The sequence below is a fragment of the Microbacterium sp. TS-1 genome, from assembly GCF_000509385.1.
GTDB lineage: Bacteria > Actinomycetota > Actinomycetes > Actinomycetales > Microbacteriaceae > Microbacterium > Microbacterium arborescens.
Genome location: NZ_BASQ01000001.1, coordinates 995,964 through 1,017,002 on the forward strand (window position 1 = coordinate 995,964; position 21,039 = coordinate 1,017,002).

Here is a 21,039-nt window from a genome sequence, read left to right on the forward strand (position 1 = left end):
GTTCCAGGCTACGGGCCGGCGAGGATGGCGGCGGCGTCCTGTGCCCACCCGAGCGCGGCTTCGGGGTGTGCGAGCGTCGTGGCGTCGTCGGCGCGCGCGAGCACCGTGATGACGACGGGCGCGCCGCCCTCCCGCTCGAGGTACCACGAGCCGGCGAGCACGCCGACCGAGCTCCCGCCCTTGAAGGCGACGTACGTCCATTCGTCGCCGAACGCGAGACCGGGATTGGCGGACAGGATCTCGCGCACCGGCGCCCCCGCCGGCGTCTGCGCCCGGTCCTGCAGCGCAACGTGTGCGACCGCGAGATCATCGGGCGCCGCGAACCAGTCGATCCCGTCGGGCCAGCCCGGCTGCGCATCGGAGGCGGACGCGACATCGGGGACGCCGGCGGGCAGCCGCTCCAGCACCGAGCGACGGGCATCGGGGTCGCCCGCAGCGGTCCACAGCGCCCGCAGATCGGCGTCGCCGAAGAGGAGCCAGAAGAACTCGCGCGTCGTGGCGAACGGGAGGTTCGCCTCGGGGTCGGCGTGCCCCATCGAGACCATCGCCGCTTCGACCGCATCGCGACCGACGGCGCGGGTGAGCATGTCGGTGGCGGTGTTGTCGCTGATGGCGATCATCTTGTCGGCGGCCTCCCGCACGGTCACCTTCGTGCCGTCGGGACGGTCCTGCAGCTCGCCGCTGGGGAGACTGCGCACCGCGGCGTCGACGACCAGCTCGTCGTCCCAGGCGAGCCGTCCGGCCGCGACGGCGTCGACGACGGCGCCGAGCACCCACAGCTTGAAGATGGAGCCGATGGGTCCGGCGGCCTGGTCACCGCCCTCGTAGAGCACCTCGCCCCCGACCTCCCGGACCTGCACGCCTGCGGTGAAGGCGGCGTCGTCGATCTGCCGGGTGAGCTCGTCCCAGGACGCCGCGGGCGTGCGTTCAGGCTGCGGCGGGCTGAACAGGAGCATCTGGATGCGAGCGTCGGGGGTGACCGAGATCGACATGTCGTAGGTCACCTGAGCGGACTCGATGGTCACGCGGGCCTGGGTCTCGACGCCGTCGTACCCGACCGCCGTCCACGGGGCCGCGGCCTGCATCTGCGCGAACACGTCCTGCAGCTGCGCGGGCGGGAGCTGCTCCAGAGCGGCGGCGTCGAAGTGCGTCTCGATGTCTTCGATGTCGGTGGCCGCGTCGGCGTTGATCTCGTCCATCACCCAGCGGACCTGGTCGCCGACCGGTGTGCCGGGAATCTCGACGGGTGCGGCCGGCGAGGCGGGCGTCCCCTCCGGCGCGGGCTCGGCAGAGCAGGAGGCGAGCGCTGCGGCGGTCGCCGCCGCGACGGCGACGGCGACCGGTCCGCGTCGGCGGGAGCGGGTGGATGGACGAGCAACATGCGTATCGATGGGGAGACTCACCTATCCAGCTTCTCGACGCACGGGTGTCACCGCCTCCCCCTGCGGGAGGAGATCGTGGCCACCCGAACCGGCTCGGCCCTGCGGGTAGCGTGAAAGGGTGGACCCGATCGTCGCGACCTTCCTGATCCTCGCCGCAGCGATCATCGCGTTCCTGTCGGCGCGGGTGCCGCTCGAGGTCGTGGCCGTGGGTGTCGCGCTCGGGCTGTGGGCCACGGGGGTGCTCACCCTCCCCCAGGCGTTCGCCGGTTTCGGCGATCCCACGGTGCTGTTCATCGCGAGCCTGTTCATCGTCGCGACGGCCCTCGAGACGAGCGGCGTCACCCGGATGGTCGGTGCCGTGATCCTCGCGCGCGCCGGTACGCGGCGTGGCCGCATCCTGATATGGGTCGGCGGGATCGTCGCGATCCTCACCGCGCTGATCAGCATCAACGGCGCCGTCGCCGCGCTCATCCCCGTCGCCGCCGTGATCGCCCGACGGTCGGGCCTGTCGCCGTCGCAGCTCATGCTGCCGATGGCCTTCATCGCGTCGTCTGCGTCGCTGCTCACCCTGACCGGAACACCCGTCAACGTCGTGGTGTCCGAGCTCGCGGCCGAGGCGGGCCGCCCGTTCGGCTTCTTCGAGTTCGCGCTCGTCGGGCTCCCGCTCGTCGCGGCCACGATCGCGATCGTCGTGCTGCTCGGCCCGCGGCTGCTGCCGCATCACGGACCGGACCCCGCCCCCGAACATCACACGGAGCGCGAGGCCGAGACTCTCTCGCTCGTCCCCGAGGCCGTGCGCACGGGGGCTGTGCGCACGCAGCGGCGCAGTCGCCTGCACCGCGGCTCGCGGCGCACGCTCGCCGTCACCGCCGTGATGGTCGCGCTGCTGGCCACGGGCGCGATCCCGCCCGCGGTCGCCGGCCTCCTCGCCGCCGGCTCCCTCATCGTGCTGCGGGTCGTGAAGCTGCCCGACCTCTATCACGGCGTCTCGTGGACGACCCTCGTCCTCATCGCGGGCATGATCCCCCTGTCCGTGGCGTTCCTCGAGACCGGCGCGGCCGACGTCGTGGCCGACGCCCTGCTCGCCGTCGTCGGCCAGGCCGACCCGCACCTGGCGCTCATCGTGGTCTGCGTCGTGGTCGTCGTGCTCGGACAGTTCATCTCGAACGTCGCCACCGTCCTGATCGTCGCGCCGGTCGCGACCTCGATCGCGCTCACCCTCGATGTCAGCGCGCTCCCGTTCCTCATGGCACTGACGGTCGCGGGGGCGTCGTCGTTCCTCACCCCGGTCGCCACTCCCGTCAACCTCATGGTGATGGCGCCGGGCGGGTACCGGTTCGGCGACTACTGGCGGCTCGGGCTGCCGCTCACCGTCCTGTTCCTCCTCGCGGCGGTGGTCTACGTCCCACTCATCTGGCGGTTCTGAGCGCGGGGCGGCCGTGGTCAGGACGGCGGCAGGACCAGCTCCCTGGCGGTGTCCCAGTCCTCGGTCCAGCCGAGCTCGGTGAACAGGCCGTCCAGGAGCATCGCGGTGAAGCCCCACACGAGGAACTCTCCGGCATCGTGGCGGACGACGAAGCCCGGTCCCCGCCATTCGGCGCCGTCTCGGCGCAGGACCGTGACGCCGCGGTTCGCCGGCGCGAGCAGATCAGCGACCGGGGCGCGGAACACGGCCGCGGATTCCGCCACATCGACCACGCGCACGGGTGATGGACGACGCCACCAGGCCAGGACGGGCGTCACGAGGTGGTGGGAGTACTCCAGCGGAACCGGCGGAAGGGCGCCGAGCACCTCGACCCCGTCGGTGTCGATGCCGGTCTCCTCGCGCGCCTCCCGCAGCGCCGCCGCAACCGTGTCGGCGTCACCGGGGTCCACCCGGCCGCCCGGCAGAGCCACCTGCCCGGGATGCGATCGGAGCGTCGCCGCGCGGGCGAGGAGCAGGACATCGAGATCGCGCGAGACAGCGGCATCGGGCGCATGATCGCTCGGATGGTCATCGAGCATGCCGAAGAGCACGAGCACGGCGGCGGCGCGTGCGCCGGGCGCGGCCGGGGTCCCCGTCACCCGGCCCGCACCGAACCCGGCCCGTCCGGCACGCGCGGCGAGCGCGGCGAGCTGTTCGCGCGCGCCCGTTCCCGGCGTCTCGAGGGGCATTCCTCCAGGCTACCCAGCCCTCAGTCGCGGCGGCCGAACACGCCGCCGAGCAGGACGTGCAGCAGCGGCAGTGCCGAGAGCCCCATGAGCACCGTGCCCGCCGTCTCGTCGTCGGGACGCATCAGGACTCCCGCCACGAGCAGACCGGCGAAGAGGATTCCCGAGACGGCGCGCCGTCCGAGCCGTTCCAGGCGCGACATCCGCCGTTCGAGCCGCCCGCTGTCGAAGCCGAGGTTGCCGTCTTCGAGATGCGTGATGAGGCCGTCGAGCCGCTGCGGGAGGCGCATCGTGATATCGGCGAACGCCATCGCGCGTCGCGCGGCGTCGCGCATGAGATCGCCGCGTTCCTCGCGGAGCAGCCGAGCCGCGTAGGGCTCCACCGCGTCCCAGAGGTTGAACGCGGGATCGATCGAGGTGCACACGCCCGACGTGAGCGAGGCCGCCCGGATGACGAGCAGGAAGTTCTCGGGCAGCTGGAACGGCAGCGCACGGGCGAGCTCGCCGAACTCCCCCGCGAAGTCGCGGAACTCCCGCGGGTCGACCTGCTTCAGCTCGGCGAATCCCATGCCTCCGAAGCGCGCGAACAGCTGGGTCATCGCGCGCTCGAGCTCGCGGACGTCGGCGGAGGGCAGCAGCGCGCCGACCTGCGACATCCCGGCGACGAGTCCGCGGCCGTCGCGAGCCGCGGCAGCGACGAGAACCGTGCGCAGCGCGTCGCGCGCCGAGGGTGAGATCTCGCCCATCATCCCGAAGTCGATGAACGTCAGCACCCAGTCCGGCTCGCCCTCGCGGCGCCGATCGGACGGCACCGGCGTGACGAAGACGTTGCCCGGGTGAGGGTCGGCGTGGAAGAAGCCGAAACCGAAGAACTGGTCGAACATCACGGAGGCGAACATGCTCGCCACCTCGTGAGGGTCGATGCCCGCGCGGCGAAGACCATCGACGTCGGTGACCTTGATCGCGGTGACGTCGGCGAGCGTCAGGACCCGCGCGGTCGACCGCTCCCACGCGATCTCGGGGACGGCGACTCGGGGGTTGCCGGCGAACTTCTCGCGGAAGCGCTCGGCGTTGGCCGCCTCGTGCCGATAGTCGATCTCCTCGAGGCTCGTGACGGCGAACTCCTCGACGAGAGCCGGCATGTCCGCTCGCCGCGAGACGATGCGGATGCGGCGCAGCCAGCGCGCGATACGGCGGAGCGCGGCGAGGTCGACGTCGACGATGGTCTGGATGCCGGGTCGCTGGACCTTCACGACGACGTCGGTGAAGCCGGCGTCGGCGGCCTGCTCGGCGGCGAGCCGGGCGCGATGGGCCTGACCGAGGGAGGCCGCGGCGACCGGCTGCTCGTCGAACGACGCGTAGGCGTCGCGCAGCGGCATCCCCAGCTCTGCTTCCGCCGCCGCGCGGATCTGGTCGAAGGGAACCGGGGGCACCTCGTCCTGCAGGCCGGCCAGTTCGGTCGTGATCTCCGGTGGCAGGACGTCGAGCCGGGATGACATGAACTGCCCGACCTTGATCATCAGCCCGCCGAGCTCGACGGCGAGCGCGTGGAAGCGGCGCGCGAGGCGGCGCAGACGGACCGTTCGCCCCCGTTCGGAGAGCCGCTCGAGACCGAAGCGCGGCAGGACGATCTCGAACCACCACGTCTGCACGAGCGCCCGCGCGGCGAAGCGCAGGATGCGGCGATAGCGCGCACGCGCGCGGGCATCACCCGGCACCGCGGGGGTGCCGGGTGATGCGACGCGATGCGGTTCGGCCGAGGCCACCCGCGTCAGGCCTGCGCGAGCAGGGCGTACAGCTTGCGGCGCGCGTCGTCGAGGATCTCCACGGCCTGCTGGACCTGCTCGGGCGAACCGCTGCGGCCGACCTGGGCGGCGGCCTGGGCGAGCTCGACGCCCGCCTTGGGCAGCGCGGTCACGCGGCTGTGGTCGCGGCTCGTGGACTCCCACGGAGCGGACTTCTCGCCCGCCTCGCCCGCCGCCTCGCGGCCGGCCTCGGTGAGCGAGTAGGTCTTGCGTCCGTTGGACTCCTGGGCGCTGACGAGGCCCTCGTCGGCGAGCAGCTGGAGGGTGGGGTACACCGATCCCGCGCTGGGCTTCCACGACCCGCCGCTGCGCTCTTCGATCTCGTGGATGATCTGGTAGCCGTGCATGGGCTGCTCGGCGAGGAGGGCGAGCACGGCGGCACGGACGTCGCCGCGTCCGACCCGGGTGTTCACCTTCTGCTCGAAGGTCGACTTCAACTGGTCGAATGCCTCGAACACGTTGTTCCCGAGATCGGAGACGTTGAACCCGCCTCGTCCCCCGAAGATGTTGTCACGGCCGCCGAAACCGCCGGTGGGGAATGTTCCGCTCATGCTGACCTCCCGGTCGTCGATACGTTAGCGATACCTGACGATATATCGTTATCGCCCCCGGCGACAGGGCTCGCACGGAACACTCAGCCTTCACGCGGGGCGGCCGACGATGTCGTCCGCGTTCGCGGCGATCCACTCCATGAGCGGCATCATGCGCTCCATCAGCTCGACACCGCGTTCGGTCAGCGCGTACTCCACGCGAGGCGGCACCTCGGGGTAGGCGGTGCGGCTCACGATGCCGTCGGCCTCGAGCGTACGCAGTGTGGACGCGAGCATCTTCTCGCTGATGCCCGCCACGGAGCGCCGGAGCTCACCCCATCGGGCGGTGCCGTCGGTCAGTGCGAGCAGCACGAGCACGCCCCATTTGCTCATGACATGGTCGAGCACGACCCGCGTCGGGCAGTTCTCGGTGAAGACCTGATCGGAGGACGCCCGGATCTGCGCGAAACTCACTGCCATGTAGGTAGCTTACCGAAAAGTGGGTACCCATCTGACGGAATGCAAGGATGCCCGGCGGCGGTTGTCACCGGCAACACCCGACCGAAAGGACCACCGATGACCATCCTCATCACCGGAGCGAGCGGACAGCTCGGCCACCTCGTCGTCGACGCGCTGCTCGCCCGCGGCGTCTCCCCCGACACCGTCGTCGCCGGGGCTCGCGACCTCGCCAAGCTCGCCGACCTCGCCGACCGCGGTGTCGCCACCGCCCGCGTCGACTACGACGACCCCGCCTCGCTGCGCGACGCGCTCGCGGGCGTCGACAGCGTGCTGCTGATCTCGGCGTCGGAGCCGGGCAAGCGGCTCGCGGGCCACAAGAACGTCATCGACGCGGCAGCGGCGGCAGGAGTGTCGAAGCTCGTCTACACCAGCGCCCCGAAGGCGACGACCTTCGAGTGGCCCTTGGGCGCCGAGCACAAGGCGACCGAGGAGGCGATCGCGGCGAGCGGCATTCCGGCTGTCGTGGTGCGCAACAACTGGTACATCGAGAACTACGTGCCCGACGTCCAGCGCGCCGCCGAGAGCGGTGTCATCGCGGCATCCGTCGGCGACGGGCTGATCGCACCGGCCTCGCGCGCCGACTTCGCCGAGGGCGCCGCCGTCGTGCTCATCGAGGACGGTCACCTCGGCGAGGTGTACGAGTTCGCGGGCGACACCCGCATCGGGTACGACGCCATCGCGGCCGCGGCATCCGAGGTGCTCGGTCGCGATGTCGCCTACGCGCGCGTGTCGACGGAGGATCACATCGCGGCCCTCGAGAGCGCCGGTCTCGACGCCGGGACCGCCCAGTTCGTCGCGGGGATCGACACCGGCATTCGCGAGGGCGTTCTCGATGTGGACGACCACACCCTCTCGCGCCTCATCGGACGACCGACGACGTCGTTCGCGGACGGGCTTCGCGCCGCACTCGCCTGACCCGCAAGATGCCGACGCACTCCGCCCCTCGGGGGCCGGGGCGCGTCGGCATCTGCTCCGCTCAGTTCAGAGGGCGCGTCGAGGGCGGGATGACACCGTTGGCGTATAGCTGCTGGGCCACATCCTGCAGCGCCGTGAGAGCGACCCGCTGGGTTGTCGGACCGTACGAGATGCGGGCGACGCCGAGATCCTCGTACTCCTTCGCGGTGAGCGCGCCGGGCAGCCCGATGACGCTGAGCTTGCGCTCTCCGAGCCCCTCGACGAGGCGCCGGGTGATGTCGGCGTCGAGGATCCCCGGGACGAAGACCAGATCGGCGCCGGCGTCGAGATACGCGCGACCGCGCTCGATGGCATCGGCGATCGATTCCTCGGTCGAACGGTCACCCGCGCGCACGAAGGCGTCGGTGCGGGCGTTGAGGGCGAACGGGACACCTTCGGCCTCCCCCGCCCGGACGATGGCCTCGACCGCGCGGACCGAGTCCGCGAGAGGCTGCAGGCGGTCTTCGACGTTGGCTCCCACGATGCCCACGCCGATGGCCCGGCGCGTCGTCTCACCGGGGTCGCCGAAGCCGGCGTCGAGGTCGGCCGACACCGGGACGTCGCCCGCTACCGAGACGATGCGGCCCACCATGTCCAGCACGATCTCGAGCGGGATGTCGGTGCCGTCCTCGTACCCGAACGACGCGGCGATCGAGTGACCGGCGGTGGCGATCGCGCGTGTCTCGGGCAGAGCCAGGATGGCTTCGGCCGACACCACGTCCCACACGTTCACCACCCGGAGGATCTCGGGCGCAGCATGGAGTGCGGACAGGGTCTGGGCTCGCTCAGCGGGGGTGCTCATGCCGATCACGCTAACCGCGCGCGGCGGGCACGGGGCACATGTTGCGCGATTCGACGACACGTGCCATCGGGCCGCGCCTCAGCCCTGGCGCCCTTTGAACCGCGGGTTGAGCTTGTTGATGACGTACACGCGGCCACGGCGACGCACGACCTGCGCGCCGGGCTGATTCTTCAGCGACTTGATGGATGCGCGAACCTTCACGACGACCTCCTATTGAGAACTCTTATCAACAACAAGGTACGGTGGAGGACCGATCGCCACAACTCGAGCCGGAGAGAACACCGTGACCACTCATCTCGCCGTCACCGGCGTCTGCAGCGCCGAACGCCGTCGTTACGCCCGTCTGTGCGCCATCGCCGGTCGCCACCGCGCCCTCCGCGTCGTCGACCTCGCCAGCGACGCCGACCCGGTCCACGTCCACGCCACCGTCCACGGCATGCCCTCGCTCTGCGTGCTGGATGCCCGCCATGCGATCGACGACCTGCGCGACGAGGCACCGCTGCGTCGGGCAGTCCCGCACGGAGACGGGCGAGCAGACGTCGGAGCACGCGCGCGGCTGGCGGCGCAGCTGATCGAGGCGGCGAGCGCCGTCGTGATCGTCAACTGGGAGCGGATGCCGACGGCCGACCTGTCGATCCTCATGGCACTCGCGTCGCACCTGGCACCGACCGCCCGCATCCGACTCAGCCGCGGCGTCGTCGACGACCTCTCCGCACTGGGCTTCGGCACCACCCTTCCACTGCGCGACGCGGGCGATCGCGCCGGATGGACGCGTGCCCTCAACGGCGAGCACGATCCGTTCCTCACCGATCGGCGCGTTGCGACGATGCGCTACGAGCAGTTGCGCCCGTTCCACCCCGGCCGGCTCGTGCTGGCTCTCGATCTGCTCGATTCCGGCTCGTGCGGACTGGTCCTGCGATCGGTCGGGGTCTGCCGTCTCGCGACGCGGCCGAATGTTCCCGCGCGGTGGGAGCAGGCCGGCTCGGCCATGTGGATCGACCCCATCGAGGCCGGCCACGGACTCGACGACGTCGGCCAGGACATCGCTCTGACCGGCATCGACCTCAACACCGTCGCCGTGCGGCACGTCCTGGATGCCGCCGTGCTCGACGACGCGGAGCTGTCGGCGGGTCCGACGGCCTGGCGACGGCTGTCCGACCCCCTGCCCGAATGGAACGTGGCGGTCGGGTCCGAAGACCCGACCGCCGACTGAGCCGCTGGGTGCGGTTCAGATCCGTCCGCGGCGGTGCGCGCGCCGGCGGATCGCCGTGAGAAGCGCGCCGCCCGCGAGGAGCGCGAGAGCGATCCCGGTCACCGTCGCGGTCATCGAGGCCTCGCCGCCCGTCGCAGCGAGATCGCGCCGCGCGCCGACCCCGGCCGCTGCGCCCGCCGCCTCGGGGCCGGTCGCGCCGGCGCCGCCGGACGGAGCACCGCCCGCACCCCCACCGGTGCCGCCGCCTGCTCCGCCTCCGGCGCCGGGGTCCGAGCCCCCGCCCGACCCCTCGCCGGGGTTCTCGGGCTCGACGGCGGCGGTCACGGTGAACAGCGACACGCGCGAGTCGTCGACGGCGCCGAAGGGATCGCTCGTGCGGACGTACCATCCGCGCTCGCCCTCCTCCGCGAGCGGCCAGGCGGCCGAGAGGATCGAGCCGCTCGCGACATCCGAGAACGTCGCGATCTCCGTGCCGCCGAGGACCTCCGCCGAGAAGGCGTCGGTGCCGAGGGTGCGCGTGCCCGGCTCGATGCGCAGCTGATCGTACGTGAGCGCGAACTCCTGCTGCGAGTAGTCGCCTGCTCCCGCCGGGCCGAGGAGGCTCGGCTCGTCGGAGTTGTAGACGTCGAGTGACGGCGAGTAGGTGCGCACGAGCATCTGCCGCCCCTCGTTGTCGAAGTGCAGGAGGCGGAGGAAGCCGAGACCGCCCTCCGGGAGGCCCTGGTAGTCGAACAGCATCGAGTACACGGTGCGGTCCGAGATGCCGTCGCCGTCGTCGTCGAACGCGTCCTCGCGCAGGAATGCGTCGTGGTAGTGCCCGGAGAAGACCATGCGGACGTTCGGGTTGGTCGCGACGACCTCGTCCATGACCCGCTGCGGGATCGCGCCGAGCCCGCCGGTGGTGAGGATGAACTCGTGCTGCGCGATGATCGCGACGCGATCGGGGTACTGCGCGAGCACCTCGTTCATCCACGCGATCGACTGATCGCCGGGGAGCCATCCGGTGTACAGCATCAGGAAGTCGATGCCGCCCGCCGAGATGAGGTCGTAGTGACCGCGGTTGTCCTCGAAGCTGCCGCCGTACCAGGGGTTGCCGGCGTAGCGGTCCTCGCCGAAGTACGCACCGTAGTTCGAGTAGTCCTCGAGGTGGTGTCCCACATCGTGGTTGCCGGCCAGGACGCCGTAGGGCAAGCCCGCCTCGTCGAGGCGGCGGTACTCGGGATCGGCCCGCTCCCACTGCTCCATCACGTCGTAATCGTCGATGATGTCGCCGGTGTGGAAGAGGTACTGCAGGTTCAGCTCGTCGCGCCGATCCAGCAGGTACGAGTGGATCGCCTGCTGGTGCCGGTACGGCTCGCCCGGGAGGGTGTTCTCGTTGTAGTACTGCGTGTCCGACTCCCACGCCAGGGTGAAGTCGTACTCGCTGCGCGCTACATCGGCGGCGTTGTGCGGTGCGACCGGAGTCGTCCGGTCCGAGCGGTCCGCGCCCGCGAAGCCTTCGGAGTGCTGCACGAGCATCCGCACCACCCGTCCCGCGCCGTCCGAGGCGGCGAACGCGTAGTCGTCGACCGCGACGACGGCATCGAGCGAGAACGACTCGTCGTCGGCCGCGCTCACGTGGCGGTCGACCTCGTCCCACCCCGACCCGTCGGCTCGCTGGACGTAGAGGATGACGGTCGCTCCCGCGTCGGCGTGACCCGACCAGGTCGAGCGGACGTCGGAACCGGCGTCGGCGTCGGTCACCGCGACGTCGAACGACTGGTACGGGAACGCCCGGTCGCTGGTGATCTCCTCCGAGAGGCCGTCGACGGCCGCGAGAGTGCGCAGCTCGTCGGTCGTCAGCTGTTCCGCCTCGGCGCGGTCGACGGCTCGTGCGTCCTGCACGGTGCCGGACTGCGCGCTGACGTCGCCGTCGGACAGATCGAGCCGGCGTCCCTCGAGGAAGCTCACGTCGAGGACGTCGCCCGTCGGATCCTCGACCTTCGCCTGCAGCGTCACGTCGCCCGCGGGCACCTCGGCCCCTTCGGCCGGCGCGAGAGCCCCGGCGCTCGGCTGCTCGTCGTACGTCGTGAAGGTCGCCGTCCACGAGTCGGTGTTGCCGGCCTGATCGGTCGCGGTGATCTCGACGCGGTGCTCCCCCGCGGCCAGGTCGACAGACGAGGTCTCGTGAGGCAGGGCGATCTCCGCGCCGTCGAGCCGGGCGACGGTGCTCGCGACGCCCGATCCCGCGTCGACGATCTCGGCATCGATGACGATCGGTCCCTGATAGGCGGTGCCGTCGACGATCTGCGAGGTGACGACGGGAGCGGTGTTGTCGACCGTCACCATCCGCGAGACGGTCGTCTCGCCGTCGGTGGCCGCCACCACGGCGGCACCGTCGGCGCCGGCGGTGGTGTCCCAGGAAGCCGAGAGCGCGGCGAACGCATCGTCGGGCAGCGCGAAGCGCGCCTCGTAGTAGTCGAGCTTCCCGGTGGCGGCTCCCGCCTCGGTGACGCTGTCGCCCATCCGCAGGACTGCGGCAGGATCGTCGTAGCCGAGGGGCGTGAGCGTCCGGCCGTCGGGGAGCACCAGGCGCAGGCCGCGGATCTCGAAGTCGTCGTTGTTCTCGGCGAGGTCGATCTCAGGCGCCTTCTTCGTACCCGCCCACACGCTCACGACGAGCTCGTCACCGCGGACGACGTACTCGAGCGGCACGGGCGTGACGATCGTCTCCCATCCCTGCGTGCCGATCTCGAAGATGTTGAGGACATCGTCACCGATGCGCACGCCGTTCTTGAAGTAGTAGTTGACGTTCGTCGTGTCGAAGACGAAACGCGGCTCGTCCTCGAGGGTGGGGGTGGTCTCCACGGCCGCGCCGTCGATCGTCAGCTCGATCGGGCTCGGGTACGCGTCGCCCGCGGCGACGATCTCCGTCGTTCCCGATACGAACCGCCCGTCCTCGAGATTGAGTCGGACCGGGTTGGTGTCGACCCCGGCCACAGGAACGCGACGAGTCTGCGTCGACGTGGTGTTCGTGCCGTCGCTCGCGGTGATCGTGTACTCGTACCAGCTCTTGCCGATGAGGTCGGCGGCGTTGACCACGAACGTCACCGATCCGTCGCCGGCGTCGAGGAGGTTGATGCGCGCCGGGGCGGGGTCGACGTCGTTGGCGAGCTGCAGTGTCACGGTCCGCGCCAGGACGTCATCGGTCACGGTCGCGGTGATGGCGAAGTCGGTGCCCGGCTGGATCTCGGCGGCGGTGCCGTCGACGATCGTCGGCGCCTGCGTGTCGGGCGCCACGATCATGAGCCCGCCGGGAACCTGGTCTGGCTGCACGGCACCCGGCGACGCCGGGGCGAGGTCGACGATCCGCTGCGTCGCGACATCCGCTCCGACGGTGTAACGGATCCCCTGGTCGGCGACGGTGTCATCGGCGCCGTCGAGGTTGTACAGCGCGGTGCTGACGTGACGGCCGCTGTTGGTCTCGATCGCGACGCCCCGAGGCGAGCCGTTCGCCATCCCGGCCGAGGAGATCTCGACGAGACTCTCCCCCGCGACGAGCCGCGAGCCGAAGTGGTCGTTGAAGTCGGCGGCGGTCAGGGCGTCGTTGGCGCCGTTCTTGATCCACAGCACGAGCGTCTCGCCGGCCGGGATCACGACGTCACCGGGAACGGCCGGCCAGACGCTCGACGAGCCCTCGACGGGGTAGAGGTAATCGATCGTGTAGTCGGAGAAGTCGATCGGATCACTCGAGGCGTTGTAGACCTCGATGAACTCGAAGGCGTCGGAGCCCGCGACGTTGGCCGAGTCGGGCATCAGCTCGGTGATCTGCAGCGGTGCGGTGACGACGCTCGGGTCGGGCTTCGGGTCGAACCCCGGCTGTCCCCCCGGCTCCTCTCCCGCGGGCGGGGTGACGGCTTCGGGCGCGACGACGCCGGGCGTCGCCGCAGCCGGCTCGGCGAGGATGTCCGTGCCGCCGTCGACGCGCTCAGCGGGCAGACGGAAGTGCGCCGACTGTCCGGCGGCGGCCGCCGTGCGGCCGTAGGTCGACCAGCCCACGATCCCGTCGTTCTGCAGGATGCGGATGCCGCGCGGCGCGCCGTTGGCCATTCCGGCCTGCCCCGTCACGCGCACGACGGTGGTGCCGGCATCGGCGCCCCAGTGCGCGCGGAACTCGTCGATCGAGCGGGCGAAGGAGTCGACGCTCCCCGCGGTGTAGCTGAGCCAGAACACGACGGTCCCCCCGGCGGGGATCACGACCGGGTCGGCCACGGCGAGCGGAACGTCGCGGGAGCGGTCGGCACCGTCGACATACGTGTACGCGAACGAGACGCCCGCAGCCGCCAGGTCGACGTCGGCGGCACCGCGGTTGTGGACCTCGAAGAACTCGTAGTCGTCGACGCCGACGTTGTCGGGGGCGATCTCGGTCACGACGAGCGAGCCGGATGCCGCGTCGGCCGCTGTCGGCACGAGAGCGGTGGGAGCCGCGAGCGCGGGCGCTGCGAGCGCGAGCGAGAGGGCTCCCGCGGCGAGCGTCGCCGTCGTCGCGATGGTGAGAAAACGGGCGCGTGGGCGCTCAGCGGGCATGACAAGCCACCTTCGGTGCAAGAGGGATGCCGCCGACGGTAGGGGCCGTGCGCGAGCACGAAGTGAACGCTCCCGTCCCGCGAGGTGTCCGCGCGGTGACACGCTGCGTCATCTTGGTGTGCTAATCGCGCGTGGCGTTCACCGCATGTTCACGGATCGGTGGTGCGCTGGACGCGTGTCGAATCTCGCCGCCGTGTTCGCGGTGTTCCTCCGCCTCGGGCTGACGTCCTTCGGCGGCCCGATCGCGCACCTCGGGTACTTCCGCGACGAGTTCGTGACCCGGCGGCGCTGGATCGGCGATCGGAGCTACGGCGAAATCGTGGCCCTGTGCCAGTTCCTGCCCGGACCCGCGTCGAGCCAGGTGGGGTTCGCGATCGGCCTGCGCCGCGCGGGACTCTCGGGCGCCGTCGCGGCCTTCGCCGCATTCACGCTGCCCTCCGCCGCGCTCATGGTCTGGGCGGCGAGCGGCATCGGGGCCGTGACCGGCCCCGTCGCGACCGGAGTCATCGACGGGCTCAAGGTGGTCGCGGTCGCCGTCGTCGCGCACGCCGTCTGGGGCATGGCGCGCAGCCTCGCGCCCGACCGGCCCCGCGGGACGATAGCGATCGCGGCGGCCGTCGGGGTCGCGCTGGTGGGCGGGCCCGTCGCGCAGCTCGGGGCGATCGCCCTCGGCGCACTCGCGGGGGTTCTGTGGCTCAGCGAGAGGTCCTCCGACTCGGATGACGCCGGCGGGGACGACGCGCTCCCGAGCGCGGGCACCCGCGTCGGGATCGCTGCGCTCGTGATCCTGGTCGCGCTCCTCGTCGTGAGCCCGATCGCCGCCCGGATCACGGGAGACGGCTCGATCGCGTTGTTCGACGCTTTCCTGCGCTCTGGCGCGCTCGTCTTCGGCGGCGGCCACGTCGTCCTCCCCCTCCTCGAGAGCGCCGTCGTCGGGCCAGGCTGGGTCGACGCCGAGACGTTCCTCGCCGGCTACGGCGCCGCGCAGGCGCTGCCGGGACCGCTTTTCGCCTTCGCCGCCTATCTCGGAGCGCTCGCGAGCGTCGGCCCGGGAGGCGTGGCCGGGGCGACGATCGCGCTCGTCGCCATCTTCCTGCCCGGCTTCCTGCTGCTCCTCGGGACGCTGCCCGTCTGGGCTGTCCTGCGGCGCCGGTCGTGGGCGCGTGGCGTGGTCCGGGGAGCGAGTGCCGCAGTAGTCGGCATCCTCGGCGCCGCCCTTTACGACCCGGTCTTCACGACGTCGATCACCCGGGTCGACCAGTTCGCACTCGCTCTGGTCTGCTTCGGGCTGCTGACGCTCTGGCGCTGCCCCGCCTGGGTGGTCGTGGCGCTGGGTGCCGGCGTCGGTGCGGCCGCCGGAGCGCTGATCAGCGGCTGACGAGCGACGGGGCGGAGCGGACTCCGCGCGGCGTTCCGGCACCATCGCCCGCGCGTTCGCGCCGCTCGATGGCGAGGTTGACGACACCGAACGCGAGCACGAGCACCGCCGCGATCGTCGGCAGCAGCATGGCGAGCCGCACCTCGCCGGCCTCGGCGATGGCGCCCGTCACGGCCGACGCGAGCGCCTGCGCCAGCGTCAGCGCCGATCCGAGGAGCGTCATCGTCGTCGCCGACCGGCCGACGGGGCTGCGGTGCCCCGCGATGCTGAACAGCGTCACGAGGGTCGGCCCGACCCCGAGCCCCATCAGCAGCAGCATCACGATGACCGCCCCGAGCGAGTCCGAGGCGGCGTAACCGCCGGCCGAGACCGCGAGGACGGCTGCGAAGACGAGCCAGCGGCGGCGCAGCGCGAACCGCGAGGGCAGGAGCACGACCGCGAGAGCGAGGGCCGCCGAGCCGATCCCCATCAGCCCGTACAGGAGTCCTGCCTCGACGTCGTCGCCCGCGGTCTGCGCGAACGCGGTGAGCGAGGTCAGTGTCGAGCCGAAGAAGAGCCCCACGCCGAACGTGGCCGCGACCAGCACGAGGATGCGTCCGCGCAGCACCTGCGAGATCGGCGCCCGCTCCTCGCTCTCGCCCGGATCGAGGGCCGTCGCCGCGATCTGCCCGCTGGGGTGAAGGGCGAAGGCGGTGACGAAGACGAGGCTGAGGGCTGCGGCGATCGCGATCGGGGCCCAGGGGGCGACGACGGCCGCGAGGATGCCGACGAGGAACGGACCGATGACGAAGGCCGTCTCGTCGGCCGCCGATTCGTACGACATCACGCGCGAGAGCGTCCGCGGTCGATGCTCGGCGTCGAGTCGCGCCCGGATGATGCCCATCAGCCGACTGCGCGACATGGCCGCGGCCTGCGGAGCGCTCAGTCCGATGGCCGCCGCGGCGGTCAGGATGAGCGGGTCGGCTGATCCGGCCGTGACGACGACGGGGAAGATCCCGAGCAGGATGCCGTTGAGGATCCCGAGCGGAACGAGCACCCGTCGCTGCCCGAACCGGTCGACGGCGTCGCCGATGACCGGACCGGCGATGACGACGCCGATGCCGACGGCGGCCGAGGTGAGCCCGCCGAGCCCGACCGAGCCGGTCGCGGAGACGACGAGGGTGAGGACGCCCACGACCATCATCGCGAAAGGAAGCCGGGCGATGAAGGCGATCGGGAAGAGCGCCCAGCCCGTGTGATGGATCAGGGAACGATCATTCGACGTCATACATGCCTCCGAGCAGTCAGCTCGTTCTCACGTGCCGCCTTGCTCCGTCAGCAGGTAGTTGCATCGCTTCATCCGGGCCGGCGCCGCGGACCCCTCGATTCTACCGGCGGAACAGCTCCTCGGCGACGAGTGAGATGTCATGCAGGTCGGAGACCCCCGCGAGCTCGCGCGCCGAGTGCATCGAGAGGATCGGGATTCCGACGTCGACGGTGCGGATGCCGAGCCGCGTGGCGGTGATCGGCCCGATGGTCGACCCGCAGGGCACGCCGTTGTTCGACACGAACTCCTGGCTGGCGACGCCCGCCGCCTCGCACCAGCCGTTCCATGCGGCCGCTCCGACGCCGTCGGTCGCGTACCGCTGGTTGGCGTTGATCTTCAGGATCGGCCCCGATCCCAGCACCGGCAGGACGACGGGGTCGTGCTTGTGGGCGTAGTTCGGGTGCACCGAGTGGCCGACGTCGCTCGAGACGCACCAGGATGCCGCCATCGCGCGCATCCCCTCTTCGCGATCGGCCCCGAGGCCGAGCTGGATGCGCTCGATGACGTCGGCGAGGAAGGGACCGGCAGCACCCGAGCGGGTGGCCGAACCGACCTCTTCGTGGTCGAAGACGGCGAGCATCGCGATGTGCCCGGCGTCGAAGCCTTCGGCGGCTCGCTCCAGGGCGACGACTCCGGCATGGACGGAGGCGAGGTCGTCGAGCCGTCCCGAGGCGAAGAAGACGTCGCCCGCGCCGAACACCGAGCCTCGGGCGGCATCGGCGGTCACGACGTCGTAGCCGCGGATGCGGGCGGCGTCCACGCCCGCCTCTCGGGCGAGCTCTCCCAGCAGGTCGGCGGACTCGGCGGACCCGAGTCCCCAGACCGGCTGGGTCTGCGTCTGCTTGTCGAGCGCGAGATGATCGTTCGCCTCGCGGTCGAGGTGGATCGCGAGCTGGGGAAGGCGGAGCAGCGGCCCCGTCGCGGTGAGCACCGAGGTGCCGTCGTCGAGCACGAGGCGCCCGGCCAGGCGCAGTTCGCGATCGAGCCACGAGTTGAGCAGCGGCCCGCCGTAGACCTCGACACCGGCCTGCAGCCAGCCGAGACGCCCGGTGGTGGGACGGGGCTTGAGTTTGAACGCCGGCGAGTCGCTGTGCGCGCCGAACACCCGGACGGGCGTCACCGCCGTCGCCGCTTCCGGCACGATCCACGCGAGCACGGCGCCGTCGCGCACCACGAGATAGCGCCCGCCCGGCTGATCGGGCCAGCGCTCGTCCTCGGCCAGCGCGGTGAAGCCCGCGGCGACGAGGCGACGGGCCACCTCGGCGGCGGCGTGGAAACTCGACGGCGACGACGCGACGAAGTCGGCGAGGTCGGCGGCGTGGGAGCGGGCGGCGGCGGTGACGGCGGACACGGTGACTCCTGGATCGTTGGGGGCCTCCGTCGATCGTAGGCGCACCCGCCGTCGCACCCGCGGCTCAGCCGTTGGCATCGGTGCGCATCGGCGGGCACTCCGCGCCCGGCGCGGTGGCCAGTTCGAAATGCCAGGGCTCGTTGCCGTAGGTCTGACAGATGCCGAACTCCGAGCCGTACGAGATGAGCCAGTACTGCGCGTCGACCGGCCCGATGTCGATGGCGTCCCCGCTGACGTGGCGCGACTGCTCGGGGGTGGCGACGTAGGCGCGCGCGGTCTCCTCCCCCACCGACGCGATGCGGTCGTCGAGGAGCCACTGCTGATACGCCGCGCTGCGCCATCCGCTCGTCACACCGAGGCGGATGCCCTCGTCCGCGGCACGCGCCTCGGCGGCGCGCATCGCCGCGAGCAGCTCCGGGTCGAGTCGCGAGATCGCCGGAAGGTCGTCGTCCCACAGGCTCACCTGCACGCCATCCTCGATGAACCCGTCGTCCGCCGACGGCGAGAACGCCGGCCCCGGGAACACCGGCGGCATCGGGGGCAGCTGCACGCCCGACGCACCGGCGAGCGCACCGATGGCGGACGCGCCGAGGGCGACCGCACCCGCGACCGCGACCACACCGAGCGCGAGACGGCGGCGGCGCACACGACGGGATGTCCGCGCTCGCGGGCGCGGCGGCACGAACGTCACCCGCCGTCCGGGCTCGGTCGTCGGCAGCGCGAGCGGGCGGGTCGGAACCGGGGCGGAGGAAGTGCTCATGCTCCCAGTGGACGAGAGCGGATGTTGCACCGGTGTCGCCGATTCCTCATACGCCCGCGATACCTGCGCCCGCCTATCCTGAGGCCATGCGTGTGCTGATCGTCGAGGACGAGCTCTTCCTCGCCGAGGCGATCCGCGACGGGCTGCGCCTCGAGGCCATCTCCGCCGACCTCGCCGCCGACGGCGACATCGCACTCGAGCAGCTGGCCATCACCGGGTACGACGTCGTCGTGCTCGACCGTGACATCCCCGGCCCGAACGGCGACGAGATCGCCCGCCTCCTCTCGCAGCGCCCCCTGGCTCCCCGCATCCTCATGCTGACGGCGGCCGACCGGCTGGACGACAAGGCGTCGGGCTTCGAATCCGGCGCCGACGACTACCTGACCAAGCCGTTCGCGATGCGCGAGCTCGTGCTGCGGCTGCGCGCGCTGGCTCGACGTTCGCCCAGCTCCGCTCCCCCGGTCCGCGAGTTCGGCGGCGTGCGACTCGATCCCTTTCGGCGCGAGGTCTACCGCGACGGAAGATACGTCGCGCTGACGCGGAAGCAGTTCGCCGTGCTCGAGGTTCTCGTCGGCGCCGCCGGCGGCGTCATCAGTGCCGAGACGCTGCTCGAACGGGCGTGGGACGAGAACGCCGACCCGTTCACGAACGCGGTCCGCATCACGATCTCGACGCTGCGCAAACGGCTCGGCGAGCCCTGGGTCATCGAGACCGTTCCCGGCGTCGGATACCGGATGTCGGACCCCGCGCCGTGATCGTCCGTCGCCGAGGACTCTCCTTACGGGTCTCGCTCACCCTCAGCTACGCCGGGTTCCTCGTCGTCGCCGGCGCGGTGCTCTTCGGCGTCGGCTTGCTGGCCCTGCGGTTCGTGCCGAGCGGCGACCTGTTCAGTCAGTCGACGGGCGGGTGGGCACCGGGTCGCGGTGACCTCACCGACGTCTTCGTGAAGTACGCCTGGTGGGCCCTCGCGGCGCTCGTCGTCGTCGGCCTCGTCGGCGGATGGTTCCTCTCGGGGTGGATGCTCGCCCCGCTCGGGCGGATCACCGAGGTCGTCGGCCTGGCAGATGCGGGAACGCTTCACCGCCGGATCGCGCTGCGCGGACGACGGAACGAGCTCACCGACCTCGCCGATGCCTTCGACGACATGCTCGACCGGATCGAGAGAGCGGTCGCGGAGGAATCGCGGTTCGCGGCGAACGCGTCGCACGAGCTGCGCACCCCGCACGCCGTCATCCGGACGATCGTCGAGGTCGCGCGAGCCGATCCGGAGGAGCGCGACGTCGACCTCGTCCTGAGCAGGATCGCCGAGACGAACGAGCGGGCGATCGCGACGACGGAGGCACTGCTCGACCTGGCACGCGCCGGCCGCACCGGCCTGGCCTTCGAGCCGGTCGACCTCGCCGCCGTGACGGAACGCGTCGCCGCGGACGCGCGAACCCCCGGCGCCCCGGCGACGCACCGGCCGTCGCCGACCATCCGGGTGGAGCCGGGGCCGGCGGTCGCCCACGGCAACGCGGCCCTGCTCGGGCAGCTCGTATCGAACCTCGTCACCAACGCGATGGTCCACAACCTCTCCGACGGCGGCGAGGTCGCGGTGCGGACGCGCACGGCGCCGGACGGGTGGGCGCTGCTCGAGATAGCGAACACCGGGCCCCACCTCGATCCCGCTCGCGTCTCGACGCTGACGGAGCCGTTCGTCCGGGCGGGCGACCGCACCCGCCCGGCATCCGACCGCGGCGTCGGTCTCGGCCTGACCATCGTCGCGACCATCGTCCGCAGCCACCGCGGCGATCTGCGCATCACGGCGCGCGAAGGCGGCGGCCTGCTCGTCCGGGTCGCGCTGCCGAGCGCGTGAGCGGCCTCAGGCCGTCTCGGCCCGGCTCTGGCACTCGATGCACGCGGGAGCGTAGGGGACCGCTTCCAGGCGTGCGGGCGCGATCGCACGACCGCATCCGACGCACTGACCGTACGAGCCCGCACGGACGCGGTCGAGCGCCTCGCTGATCAGCGTGATCGTCGCGCGGTGCGATGCGGCGGCCTGATAGGCCACCGGGTCTACCGAGGGAACGGCACGCGGCTCGATATCCGCCAGCAGCTCGCGGCGTTCCGCGAGGAGCGCTTCCAGGCGCGTCCGGACGTCGCTCGACGCCGCTTCGGCCGTTTTTTCCATTTTTCTTCCGTTCCGCTTTTTGTGGTGCACGAAAAGCCCCGATCTCGAGCCCGCAGGGGCGAGATGACGGGGCATTGACCACCCACCATAGCCAGTGCGCACAAAAAAGCAAGTCACTGCAAATCGCCCTCGACGGTCGATTTGACTTCTTT

General features: G+C 71.4%; 18 protein-coding genes. 6 read left to right on the forward strand and 12 right to left on the reverse strand.

What is annotated here, in order from left to right:
- Window positions 1-8: 8 nt before the first annotated feature.
- Window positions 9-1,403, reverse strand: coding sequence for a Cpe/LpqF family protein (locus tag MTS1_RS04710; RefSeq protein WP_023951891.1), 1,395 nt, complete (start codon window positions 1,401-1,403; stop codon window positions 9-11).
- Window positions 1,404-1,500: 97 nt separating this feature from the next.
- Between MTS1_RS04710 and MTS1_RS04715 the strand changes: the two genes are divergently transcribed.
- Window positions 1,501-2,808, forward strand: a complete 1,308-nt coding sequence (locus tag MTS1_RS04715) for an SLC13 family permease (RefSeq protein WP_023951893.1) — start codon at window positions 1,501-1,503, stop codon at window positions 2,806-2,808.
- 17 nt (window positions 2,809-2,825) lie between these two features.
- Here MTS1_RS04715 and MTS1_RS04720 read toward each other — a convergent pair whose 3' ends face one another.
- The 4 genes from MTS1_RS04720 to MTS1_RS04735 form a co-directional block, all read right to left on the reverse strand.
- Window positions 2,826-3,536, reverse strand: a complete 711-nt coding sequence (locus MTS1_RS04720) for a CoA pyrophosphatase (protein ID WP_023951895.1) — start codon at window positions 3,534-3,536, stop codon at window positions 2,826-2,828.
- 20 nt (window positions 3,537-3,556) lie between these two features.
- Window positions 3,557-5,299, reverse strand: a complete 1,743-nt coding sequence (locus MTS1_RS04725) for an ABC1 kinase family protein (protein ID WP_370576209.1) — start codon at window positions 5,297-5,299, stop codon at window positions 3,557-3,559.
- A 5-nt stretch (window positions 5,300-5,304) separates the two neighbouring features.
- A complete protein-coding gene (locus MTS1_RS04730; protein WP_023951899.1) occupies window positions 5,305-5,889 on the reverse strand; it encodes a PadR family transcriptional regulator in 585 nt (194 codons plus the stop codon).
- 90 nt (window positions 5,890-5,979) lie between these two features.
- Window positions 5,980-6,348: a helix-turn-helix domain-containing protein gene (locus MTS1_RS04735; RefSeq protein ID WP_023951900.1), complete on the reverse strand. Its 369-nt coding sequence runs from the start codon at window positions 6,346-6,348 to the stop codon at window positions 5,980-5,982.
- Window positions 6,349-6,444: 96 nt separating this feature from the next.
- On the opposite strand from MTS1_RS04735, the gene MTS1_RS04740 reads away from it, so the two are divergent.
- Window positions 6,445-7,302, forward strand: a complete 858-nt coding sequence (locus tag MTS1_RS04740; protein ID WP_023951902.1) for an SDR family oxidoreductase — start codon at window positions 6,445-6,447, stop codon at window positions 7,300-7,302.
- A 61-nt stretch (window positions 7,303-7,363) separates the two neighbouring features.
- On the opposite strand, the gene MTS1_RS04745 is transcribed toward MTS1_RS04740, so the two are convergent.
- Window positions 7,364-8,143, reverse strand: coding sequence for an isocitrate lyase/phosphoenolpyruvate mutase family protein (locus MTS1_RS04745; protein ID WP_023951904.1), 780 nt, complete (start codon window positions 8,141-8,143; stop codon window positions 7,364-7,366).
- Window positions 8,144-8,221: 78 nt separating this feature from the next.
- On the reverse strand, window positions 8,222-8,344 hold the full coding sequence (ykgO, locus tag MTS1_RS04750) for a type B 50S ribosomal protein L36 (protein ID WP_023951906.1): 123 nt from the start codon (window positions 8,342-8,344) through the stop codon (window positions 8,222-8,224).
- Between the two features lie 82 nt (window positions 8,345-8,426).
- On the opposite strand from ykgO, the gene MTS1_RS04755 reads away from it, so the two are divergent.
- Window positions 8,427-9,356 carry a GTP-binding protein gene (locus MTS1_RS04755; protein WP_023951907.1) on the forward strand — a complete coding sequence of 310 codons (930 nt, stop codon included), beginning with the start codon at window positions 8,427-8,429 and terminating at the stop codon, window positions 9,354-9,356.
- Window positions 9,357-9,371: 15 nt separating this feature from the next.
- Here the strand turns inward: MTS1_RS04755 and MTS1_RS04760 are convergent, their stop codons facing one another.
- Window positions 9,372-13,922, reverse strand: coding sequence for a lamin tail domain-containing protein (locus MTS1_RS04760; RefSeq protein WP_023951908.1), 4,551 nt, complete (start codon window positions 13,920-13,922; stop codon window positions 9,372-9,374).
- Between the two features lie 175 nt (window positions 13,923-14,097).
- Between MTS1_RS04760 and chrA the strand changes: the two genes are divergently transcribed.
- Window positions 14,098-15,300 (forward strand): chromate efflux transporter, encoded by a 1,203-nt coding sequence (gene chrA / locus MTS1_RS04765; protein WP_036304639.1) that lies wholly within the window; start codon window positions 14,098-14,100, stop codon window positions 15,298-15,300.
- On the opposite strand, the gene MTS1_RS04770 is transcribed toward chrA, so the two are convergent.
- The 3 genes from MTS1_RS04770 to MTS1_RS04780 all read right to left on the reverse strand — a co-directional run bounded on the left by MTS1_RS04770 (window position 15,290) and on the right by MTS1_RS04780 (window position 18,717).
- On the reverse strand, window positions 15,290-16,567 hold the full coding sequence (locus tag MTS1_RS04770) for an MFS transporter (protein ID WP_023951910.1): 1,278 nt from the start codon (window positions 16,565-16,567) through the stop codon (window positions 15,290-15,292). The two genes, chrA and MTS1_RS04770, sit on opposite strands and share 11 nt — an antisense overlap.
- 100 nt (window positions 16,568-16,667) lie before the next feature.
- Window positions 16,668-17,957, reverse strand: a complete 1,290-nt coding sequence (locus MTS1_RS04775) for a M18 family aminopeptidase (protein WP_023951911.1) — start codon at window positions 17,955-17,957, stop codon at window positions 16,668-16,670.
- Between the two features lie 64 nt (window positions 17,958-18,021).
- Window positions 18,022-18,717: a M15 family metallopeptidase gene (locus MTS1_RS04780; RefSeq protein ID WP_081731734.1), complete on the reverse strand. Its 696-nt coding sequence runs from the start codon at window positions 18,715-18,717 to the stop codon at window positions 18,022-18,024.
- Window positions 18,718-18,803: 86 nt separating this feature from the next.
- Between MTS1_RS04780 and MTS1_RS04785 the strand changes: the two genes are divergently transcribed.
- Together MTS1_RS04785 and MTS1_RS04790 are read left to right on the forward strand one after the other, a co-directional pair.
- Window positions 18,804-19,472 carry a response regulator transcription factor gene (locus MTS1_RS04785; RefSeq protein ID WP_023951913.1) on the forward strand — a complete coding sequence of 223 codons (669 nt, stop codon included), beginning with the start codon at window positions 18,804-18,806 and terminating at the stop codon, window positions 19,470-19,472.
- Entirely contained in the window at window positions 19,469-20,572 is a 1,104-nt protein-coding gene (locus MTS1_RS04790) for a HAMP domain-containing sensor histidine kinase (protein ID WP_023951915.1), read from the forward strand. Before MTS1_RS04785 ends, MTS1_RS04790 begins: the two co-directional genes overlap by 4 nt.
- 6 nt (window positions 20,573-20,578) lie before the next feature.
- On the opposite strand, the gene MTS1_RS04795 is transcribed toward MTS1_RS04790, so the two are convergent.
- A complete protein-coding gene (locus MTS1_RS04795; protein WP_023951917.1) occupies window positions 20,579-20,887 on the reverse strand; it encodes a TraR/DksA family transcriptional regulator in 309 nt (102 codons plus the stop codon).
- Window positions 20,888-21,039: the final 152 nt, after the last annotated feature.